Annotated in this window: 16 protein-coding genes; 13 read left to right on the forward strand and 3 right to left on the reverse strand. The window is 68.9% G+C overall.

Annotation, left to right across the window (positions count from 1 at the left end; translation table 11 throughout):
* Positions 1-22: 22 nt before the first annotated feature.
* Complete coding sequence (locus tag ACFV0T_RS41010) at positions 23-961, reverse strand: hypothetical protein (RefSeq protein WP_385790475.1); 939 nt, start codon at positions 959-961, stop codon at positions 23-25.
* A 135-nt stretch (positions 962-1,096) separates the two neighbouring features.
* On the opposite strand from ACFV0T_RS41010, the gene ACFV0T_RS41015 reads away from it, so the two are divergent.
* From ACFV0T_RS41015 to ACFV0T_RS41070, 12 genes are all read left to right on the forward strand, one after another.
* Positions 1,097-3,748 carry a valine--tRNA ligase gene (locus tag ACFV0T_RS41015; RefSeq protein WP_385790477.1) on the forward strand — a complete coding sequence of 884 codons (2,652 nt, stop codon included), beginning with the start codon at positions 1,097-1,099 and terminating at the stop codon, positions 3,746-3,748.
* 176 nt (positions 3,749-3,924) lie between these two features.
* On the forward strand, positions 3,925-5,445 hold the full coding sequence (locus ACFV0T_RS41020; protein WP_385790479.1) for a bifunctional folylpolyglutamate synthase/dihydrofolate synthase: 1,521 nt from the start codon (positions 3,925-3,927) through the stop codon (positions 5,443-5,445).
* Between the two features lie 8 nt (positions 5,446-5,453).
* On the forward strand, positions 5,454-5,810 hold the full coding sequence (locus ACFV0T_RS41025) for a DUF4233 domain-containing protein (protein ID WP_385790480.1): 357 nt from the start codon (positions 5,454-5,456) through the stop codon (positions 5,808-5,810).
* 66 nt (positions 5,811-5,876) lie between these two features.
* Positions 5,877-6,290: a nucleoside-diphosphate kinase gene (gene ndk / locus ACFV0T_RS41030; RefSeq protein WP_385790482.1), complete on the forward strand. Its 414-nt coding sequence runs from the start codon at positions 5,877-5,879 to the stop codon at positions 6,288-6,290.
* 303 nt (positions 6,291-6,593) lie between these two features.
* Positions 6,594-7,613 carry a rod shape-determining protein gene (locus tag ACFV0T_RS41035; protein ID WP_385790484.1) on the forward strand — a complete coding sequence of 340 codons (1,020 nt, stop codon included), beginning with the start codon at positions 6,594-6,596 and terminating at the stop codon, positions 7,611-7,613.
* A 163-nt stretch (positions 7,614-7,776) separates the two neighbouring features.
* The gene (gene mreC / locus ACFV0T_RS41040) at positions 7,777-8,721 is read left to right on the forward strand and encodes a rod shape-determining protein MreC (RefSeq protein ID WP_385790485.1); all 945 of its coding nucleotides are present in this window, start codon (positions 7,777-7,779) and stop codon (positions 8,719-8,721) included.
* A gap of 13 nt (positions 8,722-8,734) precedes the next feature.
* Complete coding sequence (gene mreD, locus ACFV0T_RS41045; RefSeq protein WP_385790487.1) at positions 8,735-9,406, forward strand: rod shape-determining protein MreD; 672 nt, start codon at positions 8,735-8,737, stop codon at positions 9,404-9,406.
* An 80-nt stretch (positions 9,407-9,486) separates the two neighbouring features.
* Positions 9,487-11,736 carry a penicillin-binding protein 2 gene (gene mrdA / locus ACFV0T_RS41050; protein WP_385790489.1) on the forward strand — a complete coding sequence of 750 codons (2,250 nt, stop codon included), beginning with the start codon at positions 9,487-9,489 and terminating at the stop codon, positions 11,734-11,736.
* A complete protein-coding gene (rodA, locus tag ACFV0T_RS41055) occupies positions 11,733-12,932 on the forward strand; it encodes a rod shape-determining protein RodA (RefSeq protein WP_385790491.1) in 1,200 nt (399 codons plus the stop codon). Before mrdA ends, rodA begins: the two co-directional genes overlap by 4 nt.
* Positions 12,933-12,946: 14 nt before the next feature.
* Complete coding sequence (locus tag ACFV0T_RS41060; protein ID WP_385790493.1) at positions 12,947-13,585, forward strand: hypothetical protein; 639 nt, start codon at positions 12,947-12,949, stop codon at positions 13,583-13,585.
* A 74-nt stretch (positions 13,586-13,659) separates the two neighbouring features.
* Positions 13,660-15,228: a CHAD domain-containing protein gene (locus ACFV0T_RS41065; RefSeq protein ID WP_385790495.1), complete on the forward strand. Its 1,569-nt coding sequence runs from the start codon at positions 13,660-13,662 to the stop codon at positions 15,226-15,228.
* 70 nt (positions 15,229-15,298) lie between these two features.
* Positions 15,299-17,257 (forward strand): TIGR03960 family B12-binding radical SAM protein, encoded by a 1,959-nt coding sequence (locus tag ACFV0T_RS41070; RefSeq protein WP_385790497.1) that lies wholly within the window; start codon positions 15,299-15,301, stop codon positions 17,255-17,257.
* A gap of 173 nt (positions 17,258-17,430) precedes the next feature.
* Here ACFV0T_RS41070 and ACFV0T_RS41075 read toward each other — a convergent pair whose 3' ends face one another.
* A complete protein-coding gene (locus ACFV0T_RS41075; RefSeq protein WP_385790499.1) occupies positions 17,431-17,910 on the reverse strand; it encodes a hypothetical protein in 480 nt (159 codons plus the stop codon).
* Between the two features lie 359 nt (positions 17,911-18,269).
* Between ACFV0T_RS41075 and ACFV0T_RS41080 the strand changes: the two genes are divergently transcribed.
* Positions 18,270-18,896 carry a LuxR C-terminal-related transcriptional regulator gene (locus tag ACFV0T_RS41080; protein WP_385790501.1) on the forward strand — a complete coding sequence of 209 codons (627 nt, stop codon included), beginning with the start codon at positions 18,270-18,272 and terminating at the stop codon, positions 18,894-18,896.
* Between the two features lie 429 nt (positions 18,897-19,325).
* Here the strand turns inward: ACFV0T_RS41080 and ACFV0T_RS41085 are convergent.
* Positions 19,326-19,691: hypothetical protein (locus ACFV0T_RS41085; protein ID WP_385790503.1), on the reverse strand; the 366-nt coding region annotated here is incomplete at its 5' end.

The following is a 19,691-nucleotide window of genomic DNA, read 5'->3' on the forward strand; positions in this document are numbered from 1 at the left end:
CCCTTCCTCGTCATGCCGCGGGTCAGGCCTTGACGCGTACTTCCTTGCGGAACTTGGCCGTCAGGTCGGCGGCGCCCGTCAGGTCGGCGGCCTTGCCGGACATCGCGTCCGCCATGTCGATGTGGATGACGACGCCCAGCGTGCTGTGGTCGGCCCAGATGCACACCGGCATGCTGATCGAGCTCGGTCCGGCCGAGGCGCCGGACGACTCGTCGCCCTTCACCTTGGTCTCCTGGCACTTGAGGACCGCGCCGTCGAGTCCGCTCGGCGTGTAGGCCTTGGGGCTGCCGACGACCTCGCCGTCTTTGTCCTTGTTGGCGCTCTTCTTCATCTCGGTGAACATGCCGTCGACGACCGCCTCGGGGTCGTCGATGTCGCCGTACACACCCATGAAGTTGATCATCTTCATGGCGAGGTAGTTGCTCTCGTCCCCGGACTGGTAACCGGCGTGCACGTCCTTGGCGTTCTTGACGCCGTGCTTCTCGGCGTCCTTGACGTCGTTCTCGTCGAAGCCGCCGCTGTCGGCGTCGTCGGACTTCTTGTACTCGGTCAGCACCGTCGCCGGAGTGGTCAGCTTGTGCGCTCCGTCGTCGGCTATGTCCGAGCCGCCGCCGCCCCCGCCGATCACGAAGTACGCGGCCACCGCGATCGCGGCCACGACGGCCACCGCGCCGAGGACGATGGCCGTCGTCTTCTTGCCGCCGCCCGGCGCGGGCGGCTGCGGGACGCCGTAGGGCTGCTGGCCGTAGGGAGGCTGCTGCCCGTACGGGTTCGGCTGCTGCGGCACGCCCTGCGGGGCCTGCTGCGGATAGCCGTAGCCGGGCTGGGCGGGCGGAGCCTGCTGGGGGTAGCCATAGCCGGGCTGGGGAGCCTGCGGCTGCTGGCCGTAGGGGCCCGGCTGACCGTACGGTCCGGGCTGCTGAGGCTGCCCGCCGTACGGGCCCGGCTGGTTGTGACTCATTACTGCGTTCCCCTCCAGAGTTTATGTGTTCCCGACATCCTGGCTCAGGCTCGGGCGGCCCACGGCATCGGGGGTCTCACCGTTACAGAACAAAGGCGTTTCGGGACCACGGTGTGACACCTCTAAACTGACCCCGTGACCGACAACGCTCAGCAGCAGCCACCCGCGCCCGACACCGAACTGCCGACCCAGTACGCGCCGGCCGATGTAGAGGGGCCGCTGTACGAGCGCTGGGTGGAGCGGGGTTACTTCGAGGCGGACGCGAAGAGCGACAAGCCTCCGTTCACCGTCGTCATCCCGCCGCCGAACGTCACGGGCAGTCTGCACCTCGGACACGCCTTCGAGCACACCCTCATCGACGCCCTCACCCGCCGTAAGCGCATGCAGGGCTACGAGACGCTGTGGCAGCCCGGCATGGACCACGCCGGCATCGCCACGCAGAACGTCGTCGAGCGCGAGCTCGGCAAGGAGGGCAAGTCCCGGCACGACCTCGGCCGGGAGGCGTTCGTCGAGCGCGTCTGGCAGTGGAAGGGCGAGTCCGGCGGCCAGATCTCCGGCCAGATGCGGCGCCTCGGTGACGGTGTCGCCTGGTCGCGCGAGCGCTTCACCATGGACGAGGGCCTGTCGCAGGCCGTCCAGACCATCTTCAAGCGGCTCTACGACGACGAGCTGATCTACCGCGCCGAACGCATCATCAACTGGTGTCCGCGCTGTCTGACCGCCATCTCGGACATCGAGGTCGAGTACCAGGACGACGACGGCGAGCTCGTCTCGATGAAGTACGGGGAGGGCGACGAGACCATCGTCGTCGCCACCACCCGTGCCGAGACCATGCTCGGTGACACCGCCGTCGCCGTTCACCCCGAGGACGAGCGCTACAGGCACCTCGTCGGCAAGCTCATCAAGCTGCCGCTGACCGACCGTTCCATCCCGGTCGTCGCGGACGAGCACGTCGACCCCGAGTTCGGCACGGGTGCCGTCAAGGTCACCCCGGCCCACGACCCGAACGACTTCGAGATCGGCCAGCGGCACGACCTGCCGGCCATCACGGTCATGGACGAGCACGCGGTCATCACCGTGCACGGCCCGTTCCAGGGCCTGGACCGCTTCGAGGCCCGGTCGGCGATCGTCGCCGCGCTGCGCGCCGAGGGCCGGATCGTCGCCGAGAAGCGGCCGTACGTCCACTCCGTCGGCCACTGCTCGCGCTGCAAGACCACCATCGAGCCGCGCCTGTCCATGCAGTGGTGGGTCAAGGTCGGCCCGCTCGCCAAGGCCGCCGGTGACGCGGTCCGCGAGGGCAAGGTCAAGATCCACCCGCAGGAGATGGAGAAGCGGTACTTCGACTGGGTCGACAACCTGCACGACTGGTGCATCTCGCGCCAGCTGTGGTGGGGCCACCGGATCCCGGTCTGGTACGGCCCGAACGGCGAGATCGTCTGCGTCGGCCCCGACGACGAGGCGCCCACCGGTGAGGGCTGGCACCAGGACACCGACGTCCTCGACACCTGGTTCTCCTCCGGCCTGTGGCCGTTCTCCACGCTGGGCTGGCCCGAACAGACCGAGAGCCTCGCGAAGTTCTACCCGAACTCCGTCCTGGTCACCGGCTACGACATCCTCTTCTTCTGGGTCGCCCGGATGATGATGTTCGGCCTGTACGCGATGGACGGCACCCCGCCGTTCCACACCATCGCCCTGCACGGCATGGTCCGCGACCAGTTCGGCAAGAAGATGTCGAAGTCCTTCGGAAACGCGGTCAACCCGCTGGACTGGATGGACAAGTACGGGTCGGACGCGCTGCGCTTCACGCTGGCCCGTGGTGCCAACCCCGGTGTCGACGTCCCGATCGGCGAGGACTGGGTCCAGGGCTCGCGCAACTTCGCCAACAAGATCTGGAACGCCACGCGCTTCGCGCTCATGAACGGTGCGACGGTCGAGGGCCCGCTGCCGGAAGCGTCCGCCATGTCGGCGACCGACCGCTGGATCCTCTCCCGCCTGAACTCGGTCGTCGCCGAGGTCGACGCGCTGTACGAGGACTACCAGTTCGCCAAGCTGTCGGACGCCCTCTTCCACTTCGCCTGGGACGAGGTCTTCGACTGGTACGTCGAGCTGTCCAAGACGACGTTCCAGGCGGGCGGCGCGGCGGCCGAGGTCAGCAAGCGGGTCCTCGGTGAGGTCCTCGACGTCACGCTGAAGCTGCTGCACCCGGTGGTCCCGTTCGTCACCGAGACCCTCTGGACCACCCTCACGGGCGGTGAGTCGGTCGTCGTCGCCGAGTGGCCGAAGGCCGTGTCCGTTCCTGGTGCCGACGCACCGGGCGGCTTCCGGGACGCCGACGCCGAGCGGGAGATCGAGGGCCTTCAGTCGGTGATCACCGAGGTCCGGCGCTTCCGTGCCGACCAGGGCCTCCAGCCCGGCCAGCGGGTCCCGGCCCGGCTGGCCCTCGACGGCACGCCGTTCGCCGCGCACGAGGCGGCGATCCGCCAGCTGCTGCGGCTCCAGCCGGAGGGCGACGCGTTCACCGCCACGGCGACCCTGCCGGTCGCGGGGGCGGAGGTCGCCCTCGACCTGTCCGGCACGATCGACGTGGCCGCCGAGCGCAAGCGGCTCGCGAAGGACCTCGCCGCGGCCGAGAAGGAGAAGGCCCAGGCGAACGCCAAGCTCGGCAACGAGGCCTTCCTCGCCAAGGCCCCGGACAACGTGGTCGACAAGATCCGCACCCGCCTCGCCAAGGCGGACGAGGACATCGCGCGCATCCAGGCCCAGCTGGAGCGACTGCCCCAGGCGTGAGCACGTCCGACGCGTGCAGCGCCTGCGGCACGCCCGACGCGTGCAGCCCGCGCAGCACATCCCGTACGTCCAGTACGTCGGTGAAGGCCCCCGGACCCCACGGTTCCGGGGGCCTTCGCCCGTGCGCGTCGGCGCCCGCAGCCGCGCGTGTCGGTGGGCGTCCGTAGACTGGCCCCGTGAGTGAGCTCCCCCCAGACAGCAGCGAGCAGCCCGACCCGCTCGACCCCTTCGAAGAGATCGTCGCGGCCGAGACGGACCGCGACCCCGATCTCGCGGTGATCGAGGCCGGCAGCCGGACCCTGCGGACGCAGGGCGGCCCGGCGCAGGCCGATGTGCCGACGCGGCCGGCGGACCCCGAGGTCGACAAGGCCCTGCGCGAGGTCGAGACGGAGCTGGCGACGCGCTGGGGCGAGACCAAGCTGGAGCCGTCGGTCGCCCGGATCGCCGCGCTGATGGATGTGCTGGGCGAACCGCAGCGGTCGTATCCGTCCATCCACATCACGGGGACGAACGGCAAGACCTCCACCGCCCGCATGATCGAGGCCCTCCTCGGCGCTTTCGAGCTGCGCACCGGGCGGTACACCTCGCCGCACGTGCAGTCGGTCACCGAGCGGATCAGCCTGGACGGCGCGCCGATCTCCGCCGAGCGGTTCGTGGAGACGTACCAGGACATCAAGCCGTACGTCGAGATGGTCGACGCGGGGCAGGAGTACCGGCTGTCCTTCTTCGAGGTGCTGACGGGGATGGCGTACGCCGCCTTCGCGGACGCGCCGGTGGACGTCGCCGTCGTGGAGGTGGGCATGGGGGGCAGCTGGGACGCCACCAACGTCATCGACGCGGGCGTCGCCGTCGTCACCCCGATCGACCTGGACCACACCGACCGGCTCGGCGGGACGCCCGGCGAGATCGCGGTCGAGAAGGCGGGCATCGTCAAGCGGGGAGCGACGGTCATCCTGGCCCAGCAGCCGGTGGAAGCCGCGCAGGTGCTGCTGAAGAAGGCCGTCGAGGTGGACGCCACCGTGGCCCGGGAGGGTCTGGAGTTCGGGGTGGTGGCCCGGCAGGTGGCGGTCGGCGGGCAGTTGCTCACGCTGCGCGGGCTGGGCGGCGAGTACAACGAGATCTATCTCCCGCTGCACGGCGCCCACCAGGCGCACAACGCGGCCGTCGCGCTCGCCGCCGTCGAGGCGTTCTTCGGCGTGGGTGCCGAGCGGGCGGAGTCGCTGGATCCGGACACGGTCCGCAAGGCCTTCGCGGCCGTCTCCTCGCCGGGACGGCTGGAGGCCGTACGGCAGTCGCCCACGGTCGTCCTGGACGCCGCGCACAACCCGGCGGGCGCGCGGGTCACGGCCGAGGCGATCGGAGAGGCGTTCGACTTCAGCCGGCTGATCGGCGTGGTCGGGGCCAGCGCCGACAAGGACGTGCGGGGGTTCCTGGAGGCCTTCGAGCCGATCTTCGCCGAGATCGTAGTCACGCAGAACACCAGCCACCGCGCGATGGGCGCCGACGAGCTCGCCGCGATCGCCGTCGAGGTGTTCGGGGACGAGCGGGTGCAGGTGGAGCCGCGGCTGCCGGACGCGCTGGAGGCCGCGATCACGCTGGCCGAGGAGGAGGGCGAGTTCGCCGGCGGCGGCGTGCTGGTCACCGGCTCCGTCATCACCGTGGGCGAGGCCCGACTGCTGCTGCTGGGAAGGGACTGATTTCCACCGTGCGTACGCTCTGTTCCTCGACCCTGATCGGCGAGGTCTTCGTCATCGGCTTCGCCGGTCTGGTCGCGATGAAGGATCCCGACCTGTCCATGTCGACGGTGTGGACGGTCAGCGGCATCGCGATGTTCCTGTGCGTGGCGCTGTGCGGTGTGGTGACCCGGCCGGGCGGGGTCGCCCTGGGCTGGGTGCTCCAGATCGCGCTGATCGCCTCCGGCTTCGTCGTCCCGACGATGTTCTTCCTGGGGGTGCTGTTCGCGGCGCTGTGGTGGGCCTCCGTGCACTACGGGCGGAAGATCGATGAGGCGAAGGCGAGATTCGCGGCGCAGGCGGCCTCCCCCCGGCCTGACGCTGCGTGACGGGCGCCTGAACACGCCCTGTAACCTCATCCCACCGCACACATGTCAGTAAGAAGGAGCCCTCCCGTGACGCAGCGCACCCTCGTCCTCCTCAAGCCCGACGCGGTCCGTCGTGGCCTGACCGGCGAGATCATCAGCCGTATCGAGCGCAAGGCCGGCTGGCAGATCACCGCGCTGGAGCTGCGCACCCTGGACCAGGAAACCCTGGAGCTGCACTACGGAGAGCACCAGGGCAAGCCCTTCTACGAGCCGCTGGTGCAGTTCATGGCCTCCGGCCCGGTCGTGGCGCTCATCGTCGAGGGCGAGCGGGTCATCGAGGGCGTCCGGGCGCTGGCCGGTCCGACCGACCCGATCGCCGCGGCGCCCGGATCCATCCGCGGTGACTTCGGTGTGATCGTCCGCGAGAACCTGATCCACGCCTCGGACTCCGAGGAGTCCGCCGAGCGCGAGGTGAAGATCTTCTTCCCGGGTCGTTCCTGAGCAAATTTTTCGCAGATTTTTCTGAGGGGCCGTCACGTCTCCTTGCCCGCCTGACCTGGGACGGCCGTGCATTTTCGGCCGTCCTTCGGCATATGCGTGCCGATCGGGGGAACGTGTGCCCCCGATGGGCCGTCTCCACAAGCGAGGCGGCCCGGCATCTGCTGACAATGGCGAAGACCCTCGCGCAGTGTTCGTGCAGGCGCGTCTACGATGGAAGCCTTCACGTCACAGCACCCACCTCGCCGACCTGAAAAGCCCTCAAAAGCCAGTGGGAAGGCCAGTCGAATCCTGATGGGGAACTCAATGTCGTTCATCGGCCGTGACATGGCTGTCGACCTCGGGACCGCCAACACGCTGGTGTACGTCAGGGGTCGCGGGATCGTACTCAACGAGCCGTCCGTCGTCGCGATCAACACCAACACCGGTGGCATCCTGGCGGTCGGTGCCGAAGCGAAGAAGATGATCGGGCGCACGCCCGGCAACATCGTTGCCGTCCGTCCGCTGAAGGACGGCGTGATCGCCGACTTCGAGATCACCGAGCGGATGCTCCGCTACTTCATCCTGAAGATCCACAAGCGGCGGTATCTGGCTCGTCCGCGGGTCGTCGTCTGTGTGCCGTCGGGCATCACGGGCGTCGAGCGCCGCGCCGTCATCGAGGCGTCGACCCAGGCCGGCGCCCGTCAGGTGCACATCATCGAGGAGCCCATGGCGGCGGCCATCGGATCCGGCCTGCCGGTCCACGAGGCCACGGGCAACATGGTGGTGGACATCGGCGGCGGCACCACGGAGGTCGCGGTCATCTCGCTCGGCGGCATCGTCACCGCCCAGTCCATCCGGGTCGCGGGTGACGAGCTGGACAATGCGATCATCCAGCACATCAAGAAGGAGTACTCCCTCCTCCTGGGTGAGCGCACGGCCGAACAGATCAAGATCACGATCGGTTCGGCGTACGACCTCGACGCTGACGAACACACCGAAATCCGCGGCCGGGACCTCGTCTCCGGGCTGCCGAAGACCGTCGTCATCTCCGCGGGCGAGGTCCGCAAAGCGATCGAGGAGCCGGTCAACGCGATCGTCGACGCGGTCAAGACCACCCTCGACAAGTGTCCGCCGGAGCTCTCCGGCGACATCATGGACCGCGGAATCGTTCTCACCGGCGGCGGAGCCCTGCTGCGCGGTCTGGACGAGCGGCTGCGTCGCGAGACCGGCATGCCGATCCATATCGCCGAGGACCCGTTGGACAGTGTGGCGCTCGGATCCGGTAAGTGCGTCGAGGAGTTCGAGGCGCTGCAGCAGGTTCTGGACGCGGCGCCGCGCAGATGACGTAACTCTTCGATTCCGCCGTACGAGATGATCTCCTCTCGTACGGCGGATCGTTGATATAGATGCATAAGCTCCCACGAACGAGCCTCTTGGATTCCTTGGGGTTCCTAGAGGTTTTTCCCGTTCTGTCGGAATTCCTATGAGGAAGGCACGGCCGCCGCACGTGAGGGACACACGAGAGAGCCGGCTGCTCCTGGTGCTGCTGATCGCCATCGCGTTCGCACTGATCACGGTGGACATCCGTGGCGGGGAGGACTCCCCGGTCGACGGTGCCCGGCAGGCCGCGGCCGCGGCCTTCGGTCCCATCGAGAACGGGGTGTCGTCGGCGGTCGACCCGGTCGGCGACGCGGTCTCCGCGGTGCGCGACTCGGGGGAGCGCCACGACCGGCTCGCTCTCCTGGAGAAGGAGAACGCGGCTCTCAAGGCGAAGCTCGGCAGCGACGACCGCAACGCCAGCCGCCTCAAGCAGCTCGACAAGATGCTGAAGACCGCGGGCACCGGCCAGTACGGCATCAAGGGCGCCGAGGTCATCGCGATAGGAGCGGCCCAGGGTTTCTCCTGGACCGTCACCATCGACGTCGGCGCCAACGACGGCATCAAGCGCGACATGACGGTCCTGAACGGCGACGGTCTGGTCGGCCGGATCACCACCGTCGGCCCGAACACCGCGACGGTGCTGCTCGCCAACGACCCCGACTTCACGGTCGGCACCCGCATGGAGTCCACCGACGAGCTCGGCTTTGCCTCCGGGCAGGGCGACCGTCCGCTGCGCGTGGAACTGCTCAACGGCAAGGCCGAGGTGAAGAAGGGCGACCGGCTGGTCACCTTCGGCTCGCAGGCCGACCGGCCCTTCGTCCCCGGTGTTCCGGTCGGCGTGGTCTCCCGCGTCGACCCCTCCGGCGGCGACCTCACCCGCACCCTCTTCGTCACGCCGTACGTCAGCTTCACCAAGCTCGACATCGTCGGCGTCGTCGTCCAGGCCCCGACCAAGGATCCGCGCGACACGGTGCTCCCTACGAAGCCCAAGCCCGTCCCCACGCCGACGGTCACCATCACCATCACTCCGTCCGCGAACGCGCCCCTCGACGGCGAAGACCAGCAGCAGTAGGAGCTGAATCCCCATGCGCGTCAACCGGATCCTGCTCTCCACGGCGCTGATCGTCGTCGCCCTGGTGATCCAGGTGAGCGTCCTCTCCCGCCTCCATCTCCCGGGCGCCGTCCCGGACCTGCTGCTGCTCACCGTCCTGGGCCTGGCCATCGTCTACGGCCATGTCGGCGGCGCCCTCGTCGGCTTCGGCGCCGGTCTGCTCGCCGACCTCGCCCCGCCCGCCGACCACGCCGCCGGGCGCTACGCCCTGGTGCTGTGCGTCATCGGCTATCTCGCCGGGCTCGTCAAACCGGAGAACGGCAGACTGAAGTCGGCCACCGGCCCGATGGTCGTGGTGGTCGCCGCCGCGATCGGCGCCACGCTGCTGTACGCGGGTGTCGGCGCCCTGGTCGGCGACACCGCCGCCCGCCATGTCGGCCTCGGCAGCCTGCTGTTCACCGCCGCCCTGTACGACCTGCTGCTCGCCCCGTTCGTGGTGCCCGGCATCATGTGGCTGGCCCGGCGCGCCGACGGAGATCCGCTGGTCGAGGCCAACTCGCCCGCGCAGGGCACCGACATCTCCTCCGGCTGGCTCTCCGCCGGCACCGGGCTGCGCATCGGCGGCCAGCGCAACGGACTGCGGGTGAAGGCGGCCCGCGCCCGCACCGCGCGAGCGGGCCGGATCAAGGGGGTCAAGCGGCTGTGACCACGCGGGAGTTGACCGTGGGGCCGCACAGGTCCGTCGTGTATGACACATCCACACACTGAGAGGGGGAGGCAGCCGCAGTGACCAACATTCCCGAGACCGGACGGACCCCACGCGTCCAGATCCGCCTCGTCGTGATCCAGATCCTCGTCCTCTCCCTGCTCGGCACCCTCGGCGGCCGGCTGTGGTACCTCCAGATCCGGGAGGGCGCGGCGTACGCCAAGGAGGCTTCGGGCAACCACGTCCAGCAGGTCGTGCAGCCCGCGGTGCGCGGCTCGATCCTGGACGCGCGCGGAGTACCGCTCGCCGACAACGAGACCCGGCTCGTGGTCTCCGCCTCCCGCACCGACCTGCTGAAGCAGAAGGACGACGGCAAGGCGGTCCTCACCAAGCTCGCCGACGTCCTCGCCATGGCCCCCACGGAGGTCATGCAGAAGGTCCGGCTGTGCGACGCCAAGACGCCCCAGCCGTGCTGGAACGGTTCGCCCTACCAGCCGATCCCCATCACCGACGAGGCCACCCCGAAGCAGGCCCTCCAGATCCGGGAGCGCGCCGAGGACTTCCCCGGCATCACCGCCGAGCCGGAGGCCGTGCGCCGCTACCCGGCCCCCGGCAAGTCGAACTCCGCCCAGGTCCTCGGCTACCTCTCGCCCGTCACCGACGACGAGATCACCAAGGCCCAGGACACCGAGTCGCCCTACCTGCGCTCCGACCAGGTCGGCCGCAGCGGCCTGGAGCGCCAGTACGACAAGGAGCTGCGCGGCAAGGCCGGCGTCACCCGTTACGAGGTCGACAACCTCGGCCGCGTCATCGGCCAGGCCGAGGCCGACCCCGCCGAGTCCGGATCGAACCTCGTCACCAGCATCGACTCCCGCGTCCAGCGCGTCGCCGAGTACGAGCTGAACGACGCGATGAAGAAGGCCCGCCAGCAGTTCGACAAGATCACCGGCGAGAACTACAAGGCCGACTCCGGCGCGGTCGTGGTGATGGAGGCCAAGACGGGCCGGCTCGTCGCCATGGCGTCCGCCCCGACGTACGACCCGAACGTCTGGGTCGGCGGCATCTCCGCCAAGGACTACAAGCAGCTCACCGGCAAGAACTCCGACTACCCGCTGCTCAACAGGGCCATACAGGGTCAGTCCGCGCCCGGTTCGACGTTCAAGGTGGTCTCCACGGCCGCCGCGGTCCAGGCCGGGTACGAGTGGGACGGCGGCTACCCGTGCACCAGCTCCTACTCGGTCGGCGGGCAGGTCTTCAAGAACTTCGAGGGGGAGAGCTTCGGCCCGATCTCGCTCGGCCGCGCTCTCGAGGTCTCCTGCGACACCGTCTTCTACGGCCTGGCGGACCGGGAGTGGAAGAAGGACGGCGGCATCAACCCGAAGAAGGGCCAGCCCAAGGACTGGTTCTTCAAGACGGCCCACCAGTTCGGCCTCGGCAAGGAGACAGGTGTCGACCTGCCCAACGAGGTCACCGGCCGCGTCCCGGACCGCCAGTGGAAGGAGAGCTACTGGAAGGCCAACAAGGACGCCTGGTGCAAGTCCGGAAAGAAGGACGGGTCGTACGTCGAGAAGATCGAGTACGAGAACTGCCTCGAGGGCAACAAGATGCGCGAGGGTGACGAGATCAACTACTCGATCGGGCAGGGCGACACCCTCGTCACGCCGATCCAGGAGGCCGTCATCTACTCGGCCGTGTCCAACGGCGGCACGATGTACACGCCGACCCTCGGCAAGGCGATCGTCAGCGCCGACGGCAGGACGGTCCAGGAGATCAAGCCGAAGGCGCACGGCAGGCTGCCGGTCGGCCAGGCGACTCTCAAGGGCATGAACGAGGCCTTCGCGGGCGTCGTCACCCGCGGTACCGCCGCCTGGAAGTTCGGCGGCTGGCCGCAGGACCGGATCGCGCTGCACGCCAAGACCGGTACGGCCGAGGTCTACGGCAAGCAGACCACGTCCTGGCTGGCGACGTACACCAAGGACTACACGATCATCATGACCATCTCCCAGGCCGGTACCGGCTCGGGCGCCTCCGGTGAGGCCGTGCGGAACATCTACAGCGCCATGTACGGCGTCCAGGCGGACGGCTCGATCGACAAGAAGAAGGCGCTGCTCTACTCCCCGCAGCAGACCCTGCCGAAGGTCCGCACGGACGGCACGATCGACAACCCCAAGGTCCCCCGCGACCCGGCCAAGGACCTGCACGCCACACCGAAGGAGTCGACCGCCCCGGACGGCTCGCAGCCCGCCGGGACCACGGCGTCGCCCAGCACCGGCAACCGCGACACACGCAGGCGGACTCGCAGTCGGGGAAGCCGGAGGATGCTCACATGACCGGAGCGAACAGCTTCTCAGTCTCCGGCTACGGGCCCGAACGGGCCGGCTGGACAAGGGTCTTCGCCCGTGACGCGCTGGCCCGCCGGCTCGACTGGCCGATCCTGCTGGCGGGCCTGGCCCTGTCGCTGATCGGTTCGCTGCTGGTCTTCTCCGCGACCCGCAACCGCACCGAGATCAACCAGGGCGATCCGTACTACTTCCTGATCCGGCACCTGATGAACACCGGCATCGGGTTCGCCCTGATGCTCGGCACTGTCTGGCTCGGCCACCGCACCCTGCGCACGTTCGTGCCGATGCTGTACGGCGCCTCGGTCTTCCTGATCCTGATGGTGCTCACCCCGCTCGGCTCGACCGTCAACGGCGCGCACTCGTGGATCGTGCTCGGCGGCGGCTTCTCTCTCCAGCCCTCGGAGTTCGTGAAGATCACGATCATTCTGGGCATGGCGATGCTGCTGGCGGCCCGGGTCGACGCGGGCGACCGGCAGTACCCCGACCACAGCACCGTCCTGCAGGCCCTGGGCCTGGCCGCCGTCCCGATGATGGTCGTGCTGCTCATGCCCGACCTCGGCTCGGTCATGGTCATGGTGATCATCGTGCTGGGCGTGCTGCTCGCCTCCGGCGCCTCCAACCGCTGGGTGTTCGGCCTGATCGGCGCGGGCACCCTCGGCGCGCTCGCCGTCTGGCAGCTGCACATCCTGGACGACTACCAGATCAACCGCTTCGCGGCCTTCGCCAACCCCGAGCTCGACCCCGCGGGCGTCGGCTACAACACCAACCAGGCCCGTATCGCGATCGGTTCCGGCGGCCTGACCGGCTCCGGCCTCTTCCACGGCTCACAGACCACCGGTCAGTTCGTGCCCGAGCAGCAGACGGACTTCGTCTTCACCGTCGCGGGCGAGGAGCTGGGCTTCGTCGGCGCCGGACTGATCATCGTCCTGCTCGGAGTCGTCCTGTGGCGCGCCAGTCGTATCGCCCGCGAGACGACCGAGCTGTACGGCACGGTCGTCGCCGCCGGAATCGTCGCCTGGTTCGCCTTCCAGGCGTTCGAGAACATCGGTATGACCCTCGGGATCATGCCGGTCACCGGTCTGCCGCTGCCGTTCGTCTCCTACGGTGGATCGTCGATGTTCGCGGTCTGGGTGGCCGTGGGACTGTTGCAGTCGATCCGGGTGCAGCGGCCACTGTCGGCCTGAGAGGGGAGCAGGACATGCCAAACGTGGAGGCAGCGGTCGAGGCGGAGGTGGACCCGGCGCGGGTCGCCCGGTGCCCGGTCACTCCGGAACTGGCCGACGGCCTGATCCGGCTCGCCGACACGGACCCCGCCGACCACCGAAGGACCGCGGCGCTGCTGCGCGAGGCGGGCTGGCGGTCCCTGGACGACGCCCTCGACGACCCGGCGTACGACGAACCCACGCCGGACATCCCGGAGTGCGACCTCATCTCCCCGCACGGGCACTTCACCTACCTCGACGGGTATGTCTCGATGCCGTTCGCCTACCAGTACCTGATAGGCAACGAGCTGCTGGAGGACGACTACTGGGGCGCCCTGCCCGGCTGGACCAGCGAGGTGGGCGCCTGGCGCGACGAGTTCGACACGCACACCGAAGCGGTGGTGCGGCTGCTGCGTGAGCGCCTGGGTCCGCCGGAGTACGACCTCAGCCAGGCGAAGTACGACGCGCGACAGGTCGTCTGGCGGCGGGAGAGCGGCGTGGTCGTGGTCGCCCAGGGCCGGGAGCCGATCTCGTACCACCAGTTCCACCACGCGGAGATCTACGTCGGTTCCTCGACGGACCAGGAGGGCTACTTCCCGGGCGGCTCCGAGATCCGAGAACTCGTTACCTCCTGATCAGGTGGCGTTTTCCGGTGATTCACCTTCGGCGCCCTCTGCCGTCCCGACCCGACTGGCACTAGATTCGATTCATGGCGGACACGAAGCGTGAGATCGAGCGAAAGTACGAGTCCGACGACAGTGGCCTGCCCGACCTGACCGGTGTCGCCGGGGTCGCGGCCGTCCTGGACAAGGGTGTCGCGCACCTGGACGCGACCTATTACGACACGGCCGACCTGCGCCTCGCCGCGGCCTCGATCACCCTGCGTCGCCGCACCGGCGGCTCCGACGCCGGCTGGCACCTGAAGCTCCCCGTGGCCCCCGGCGTCCGGGACGAGATCCACGCCCCGCTCGCCGACACCGTGCCGCGCGAGCTCGCCTCCCTCGTCCGCTCCCGCGTCCGCGACGCCGAGCTGCTGCCCGTGCTCCGGCTGCGCTCCGAGCGCGACCTGCGCAACCTCGTCGACGCGGACGGCCGCCTGCTCGCCGAGGCGGGCGTGGACGCCGTGCGGGCCGACCGGATCCTCGGGGGCGACGGCAGTGTCCAGTGGACCGAGATCGAGGTGGAACTCGCCGACGGCGGCGACCCGGCCTTCCTCGACACGGTGGAGAAACGCCTGCGCAAAGCGGGTGTACGACCGTCGAAGTCGGCGTCGAAGCTGGCCCGGGCACTGGCGGAGACGGCTCCGTCCGGCAAGGACGGGAAGACCGTCAAGAGCGGGAAGTCCAGTAAGGGTGGGAAGGGCGGCAAGAGCGGTACCGGCGGGCGCGAGGAGCCGTCCGGCGAGCCCGTGACGGCCGGTGACCACGTCCTGGCGTACGTCAGGACGCAGCGGGACGCGATCGTCGAGCTCGATCCGGCCGTGCGCCAGGACGCGCCCGACTCCGTGCACAGCATGCGCGTCGCCACCCGCCGGCTGCGCAGCGCCTTCCGCTCCTACGGCAAGGTCCTCGACCGCACCGTCACCGACCCGGTCGGCGTCGAGCTGAAGTGGCTCGCCGGTGAGCTGGGTGTGGACCGCGACCGGGAGGTGCTCACCGAACACCTGATGGCCGCCCTCGACGACCTGCCCCGCGCGCTGGTCTCCGGCCCGGTCCGCACCCGGCTGCGCACCTGGGCGCGCGCCCGGCGCGGTGGGGCGCGCCGCCGCCTGATCGGCGTCCTGGACTCCAAGCGGTACCTGGCGCTCCTCGACACCCTGGACGCGCTGACCGCGGACCCGCCCCGGCTGAAGGCGGCCGCCGGCCGGCCGGACAAGGTGCTCGCCCAGGCCGTACGGAAGGACTTCGGCAAGGTCTCCGCCCTGGTCGAACAGGCGCTGGAGCTGCCGCCCGGACACGACCGCGACCTCGCGCTGCACGAGGCCCGCAAGAAGGCCAAGCGGACCCGGTACTCGGCGGAGACGGCCGCGCCGGCCCTCGGCGACCCGGCGTCCGCCCTGGTCAAGTCCATGAAGTCGCTTCAGAGCCTGCTCGGCGACCACCAGGACAGCGTCATGGTCCGCCAGACCCTGCGCGAGCTGTCGGCCGTGGCGCACGCGGCGGGGGAGAGTTCGTTCACGTACGGCGTGCTGTACGGACGCGCGGAGCAGCGGGCGGCCGCCGTGGAGGCCGAGCTGCCCGAGGTCTGGCGGGAGATCGGGGCCGGGGCGCCGGTCTGAGCGTGCGGGGGACTCCTCCGGGCGCGTTAGTCTAGATGGTCACCCCTGTCAGCTCACGAAGGTTCGCGAGATGCCTACCGAAACCGCCGCGGCTGCTGAGTCTGTGTTCCCGCAGCTCGAAGCTCTGCTCCCGCATGTGCAGAAGCCGATCCAGTACGTCGGCGGAGAGCTCAACTCCACGGTGAAGCCGTGGGAGTCCTGCGACGTCCACTGGGCGCTGATGTACCCGGACGCCTATGAGGTCGGCCTGCCCAACCAGGGCGTCATGATCCTCTACGAGGTCCTCAACGAGCAGGAGGGCGTCCTCGCGGAGCGCACGTACAGCGTGTGGCCGGACCTCGAGGCGCTGATGAGGGAGCACGGCGTCCCGCAGTTCACGGTGGACAGCCACCGCCCGGTGCGGGCTTTCGACGTGTTCGGTCTGTCCTTCTCCACGGAGCTGGGCTACACGAACATGCTCACGGCCCTGGACCTGGCCGGCATCCCGCTGGAGGCCAAGGACCGGGGGATCGACGACCCGATCGTGCTGGCCGGCGGCCATGCCGCCTTCAACCCGGAGCCGATCGCCGACTTCATCGACGCGGTGGTCATCGGCGACGGCGAGCAGGCCGTGCTCGACATGACGAAGATCATCCGTGGCTGGAAGGCGGAGGGCCGCCCCGGCGGCCGCGAGGAGGTCCTCTTCCGCCTGGCCAAGACAGGCTCGGTGTACATCCCGGCGTTCTACGACGTCGAGTACCTCCCCGACGGCCGGATCGCCCGCGTGGTGCCCAACAAGTCGGGCGTGCCGTGGCGCGTCTCCAAGCACACGGTGATGGACCTGGACGAGTGGCCCTACCCCAAGCAGCCGCTGGTCCCGCTCGCGGAGACCGTGCACGAGCGCATGTCGGTGGAGATCTTCCGCGGCTGCACGCGTGGCTGCCGCTTCTGCCAGGCGGGCATGATCACCCGACCGGTGCGCGAGCGCTCCATCACGGGCATCGGCGAGATGGTCGAGAAGGGCCTGAAGGCGACCGGCTTCGAGGAGGTGGGCCTGCTCTCCCTCTCCTCCGCTGACCACTCGGAGATCGCCGAGGTCGCGAAGGGCCTGGCGGACCGCTACGAGGAGGACAAGATCGGTCTGTCCCTCCCGTCGACCCGCGTGGACGCCTTCAACGTCGACCTGGCCAACGAGCTGACCCGCAACGGCCGTCGCTCCGGCCTGACGTTCGCGCCGGAGGGCGGCAGCGAGCGCATGCGCAAGGTCATCAACAAGATGGTCTCCGAGGACGACCTGATCCGTACGGTCTCCACCGCGTACGGCAACGGCTGGCGCCAGGTGAAGCTGTACTTCATGTGCGGCCTGCCGACGGAGACCGACGAGGACGTCCTCCAGATCGCCGACATGGCGATGAAGGTGATCGCCGAGGGCCGCAAGGTCTCCGGCCAGAACGACATCCGCTGCACGGTCTCGATCGGCGGCTTCGTCCCCAAGCCCCACACCCCCTTCCAGTGGGCCCCACAGCTCTCCGCCGAGGAGACGGACGCCCGTCTGCAGAAGCTCCGCGACAAGATCCGCGGCGACAAGAAGTACGGGCGCTCGATCGGCTTCCGCTACCACGACGGCAAGCCCGGCATCGTCGAGGGCCTGCTCTCGCGCGGCGACCGCCGGATCGGCGCGGTCATCCGGGCCGTCTACGAGGACGGCGGCCGCTTCGACGGCTGGCGCGAGCACTTCTCCTACGACCGCTGGATGCGCTGCGCGGAGAAGACGCTGCCCGCCTTCGGCCTCGACGTCGACTGGTACACGACGCGGGAGAAGACGTACGAGGAGGTCCTGCCCTGGGACCACCTCGACTCGGGCCTGGACAAGGACTGGCTCTGGGAGGACTGGCAGGACGCCCTCGACGAGACGGAGGTCGAGGACTGCCGCTGGACGCCGTGCTTCGACTGCGGGGTGTGCCCGGCGATGGACACGAGCATCCAGATCGGCCCCACGGGCAAGAAGCTGCTGCCGCTGACGGTGAAGAAGACGGCCGCGACCAGCTGAATCGGGCCCTGAGCAACGGCCATGGCGCTCGGTTCCCCCGGGTGGAAAGTGCCCCTGCTCGGCTGGATGAAGGACTTCGACCGTCCTCGTTCCAACCGAACAGGGGCACTGTCGTTCTGCTGATCAACAGCCGGCGTACGAGCCCGGCGGTCGGCCTCGGTGAACGCGCGAAGTCACATCTTCGAGAAACTGCTCGCGTACCTGATGGGCAGGTAGGAGCCGGCGGTCCACGATCCCCACCGAGGGACGCCCGCCATCGCGGCGTCCACCGCGGCGAACCCCACGGCGGAGGCGGATAGGGCCGGCACGGCGGCGAGCCGTGCCGCCGCGTTCTGGCCGCCCTGGGTGCCGCCCTGGGTGTTGGCGGTGCCAGCGCCCTGGGTGCCGCCCTGGGTGTTGCCGTTTCCTGCGCCCTGGGTGCCGCCCTGGGTGTTGCCGTTTCCTGCGCCCTGGGTTGCCCCCTGGGTGTTGCCGGTGCCGACCTGGGTGCCGCCCTGGGTGTTGCCGATGCCACCACCCTGGGTGTTCCCGATCTGAGTGTTGGTGGTGTTGCCGTCCCCGTTGTTGAAAATAATGGTGGCGCCAACGGGGTAATCACGATCGTCCCGAGGGTCCGCGGAAGCCTGGCCCGCTGTAGTGCCTGCCAGTGCCACAGCAGCGACAAAAGGCAGAGTTGCGTAGATACCGAACCGCTTCACGGCATTCCTTTCACGCGTCAGGCCGAAATAGGATGTTCTGCGGACCAAACTCTCGTGACACATCACTTGCTCACTACAGCGACACGGCGATGTCACCCGTACAGAGTGTTTGCCTTGCTCTCGTCGGCGTCGCAACAGGGCACGCTGGGGGCTGTGATGGCGGCGTTCGGCGTCACACCCTCCCCGAATGGGTCATCCGAGGTGCCGCTCCCGGGGCGAGGGCCGACTGTGGGATCGGGCGGCGCGAGGCGCCGACCGCGTATCCCGAAGCGTCCTGTGGCCGATGGCCTGCCTCACCTACGCTGGAGCTTCCGATGGGCACGTCCGTGATACCTATGGCCATCGTTTGCGACTGGCCGTTGCTTCAGCTCGGCCTCTCGCAGGCGATAAATGCCCAACCGGACTTGAGAATCGCAGATTTCGCCGAGAGCGTCGATGACTTGCTTTCCAAAGCGAACGGCGCTGAAATCATTCTGCTCATCAACCTGCAAGCCTGTGATCAGGTCGCGTCCCAGCAGGTCGCGCAGTTGCACCGACACGGGCACGCGGTCATCGTGCTGTCGACTTCGGGAGCGCAGTCCGACGCCGTCCTGTGTATCAAGGCCGGCGCTCGTGGATATCTGAGTCGGCAATCCGACGATTCGGAATTGCTGACGGCCATCCGCGCCGTCGCGGCGGGGAGAGACTATTTCGGTGCCAGTCTCGCCGGCCGGAGCATACCGGCCCCCCCTCCTCATATCACCAGCCGTGAGAGGCAGATTTTGCAGCTTGTGGCCAGCGGTGCGACAGATCGAGAGATCGCTGCGCAGCTGAGCATCACCGAAAACACGGTGCATACACATCTGGAGCGACTCCGCAGAAAGATCGGCTCACGCCGCAGGGCCGATCTCACGCGCTTGGCCTTGGGGCATGGAATGATCGATGACAATTCAACAGAGTGATCTCAAGGGCCAGGTCCTGCATTCGGGCGAATGTCATCCAGGCTGCTGACGATGGTCACGGAGGGGGGATCCGAAGGTGTGGGCACCTGAATAAGAATCGGGATGTAGACGATCTGGCCGTGCCGAAACTCGGCCTTCTTCGAGACTCGGTAGCAAACGGCCGCCTCCGGGTCCTTCGGTGTCGCATAGCACCGAAGCGCCGACTGCGCATGCGGTGGGACGCTTCCCCCACTCATCGGTGCGCCCCATGCGCCGATCGAGAAGCAGGCTGAGGCGGCAGCCGCAAGGCCGATACCCCGCAAGGTCGCCTTGGTCACCCTCATCACCCCGGAAGCCGTGGATGAACTGAGCTGTCCTGTCAGCATTGGGCACCTCGCAACCTTTGGCCCTGCGAGGTGCCCGATGCTTCCTCAGGAGATCCCACGAGGCTCAGCCCTGGGTTCCGCCTTGGGTGTTGCCACCGCCGCCGCCACCCTGGGTTCCGCCTTGGGTGTTGCCGCCGCCGCCGCCACCCTGGGTTCCGCCTTGGGTGTTGCCGCCGCCGCCACCTTGCGTGCCGCCTTGGGTGTTGCCGCCGCCGCCACCTTGCGTGCCGCCTTGGGTGTTGCCGCCGCCGCCACCTTGCGTGCCGCCTTGGGTGTTGCCGCCGCCGCCACCTTGCGTGCCGCCTTGGGTGTTGCCGCCGCCGCCACCTTGCGTGCCGCCTTGGGTGTTGCCGCCGCCGCCACCTTGCGTGCGTGCCTGGGTGTTGCCACCGCCGCCACCTTGCGTGCCGCCTTGGGTGTTGCCGCCGCC

This window comes from Streptomyces sp. NPDC059582 (assembly GCF_042735715.1).
Taxonomy (GTDB): domain Bacteria; phylum Actinomycetota; class Actinomycetes; order Streptomycetales; family Streptomycetaceae; genus Streptomyces.

Bases quoted from the DNA above. Each gene is read 5' to 3' on its own strand.
- ACFV0T_RS41010 (WP_385790475.1), bottom strand. From the start codon at position 961: ATGAGTCACAACCAGCCGGGCCCGTACGGCGGGCAGCCTCAGCAGCCC.
- ACFV0T_RS41035 (WP_385790484.1), top strand. From the start codon at position 6,594: ATGTCGTTCATCGGCCGTGACATGGCTGTCGACCTCGGGACCGCCAAC.
- mreD (WP_385790487.1), top strand. From the start codon at position 8,735: ATGCGCGTCAACCGGATCCTGCTCTCCACGGCGCTGATCGTCGTCGCC.
- rodA (WP_385790491.1), top strand. From the start codon at position 11,733: ATGACCGGAGCGAACAGCTTCTCAGTCTCCGGCTACGGGCCCGAACGG.
- ACFV0T_RS41060 (WP_385790493.1), top strand. From the start codon at position 12,947: ATGCCAAACGTGGAGGCAGCGGTCGAGGCGGAGGTGGACCCGGCGCGG.
- ACFV0T_RS41065 (WP_385790495.1), top strand. From the start codon at position 13,660: ATGGCGGACACGAAGCGTGAGATCGAGCGAAAGTACGAGTCCGACGAC.
- ACFV0T_RS41070 (WP_385790497.1), top strand. From the start codon at position 15,299: ATGCCTACCGAAACCGCCGCGGCTGCTGAGTCTGTGTTCCCGCAGCTC.
- ACFV0T_RS41080 (WP_385790501.1), top strand. From the start codon at position 18,270: ATGGGCACGTCCGTGATACCTATGGCCATCGTTTGCGACTGGCCGTTG.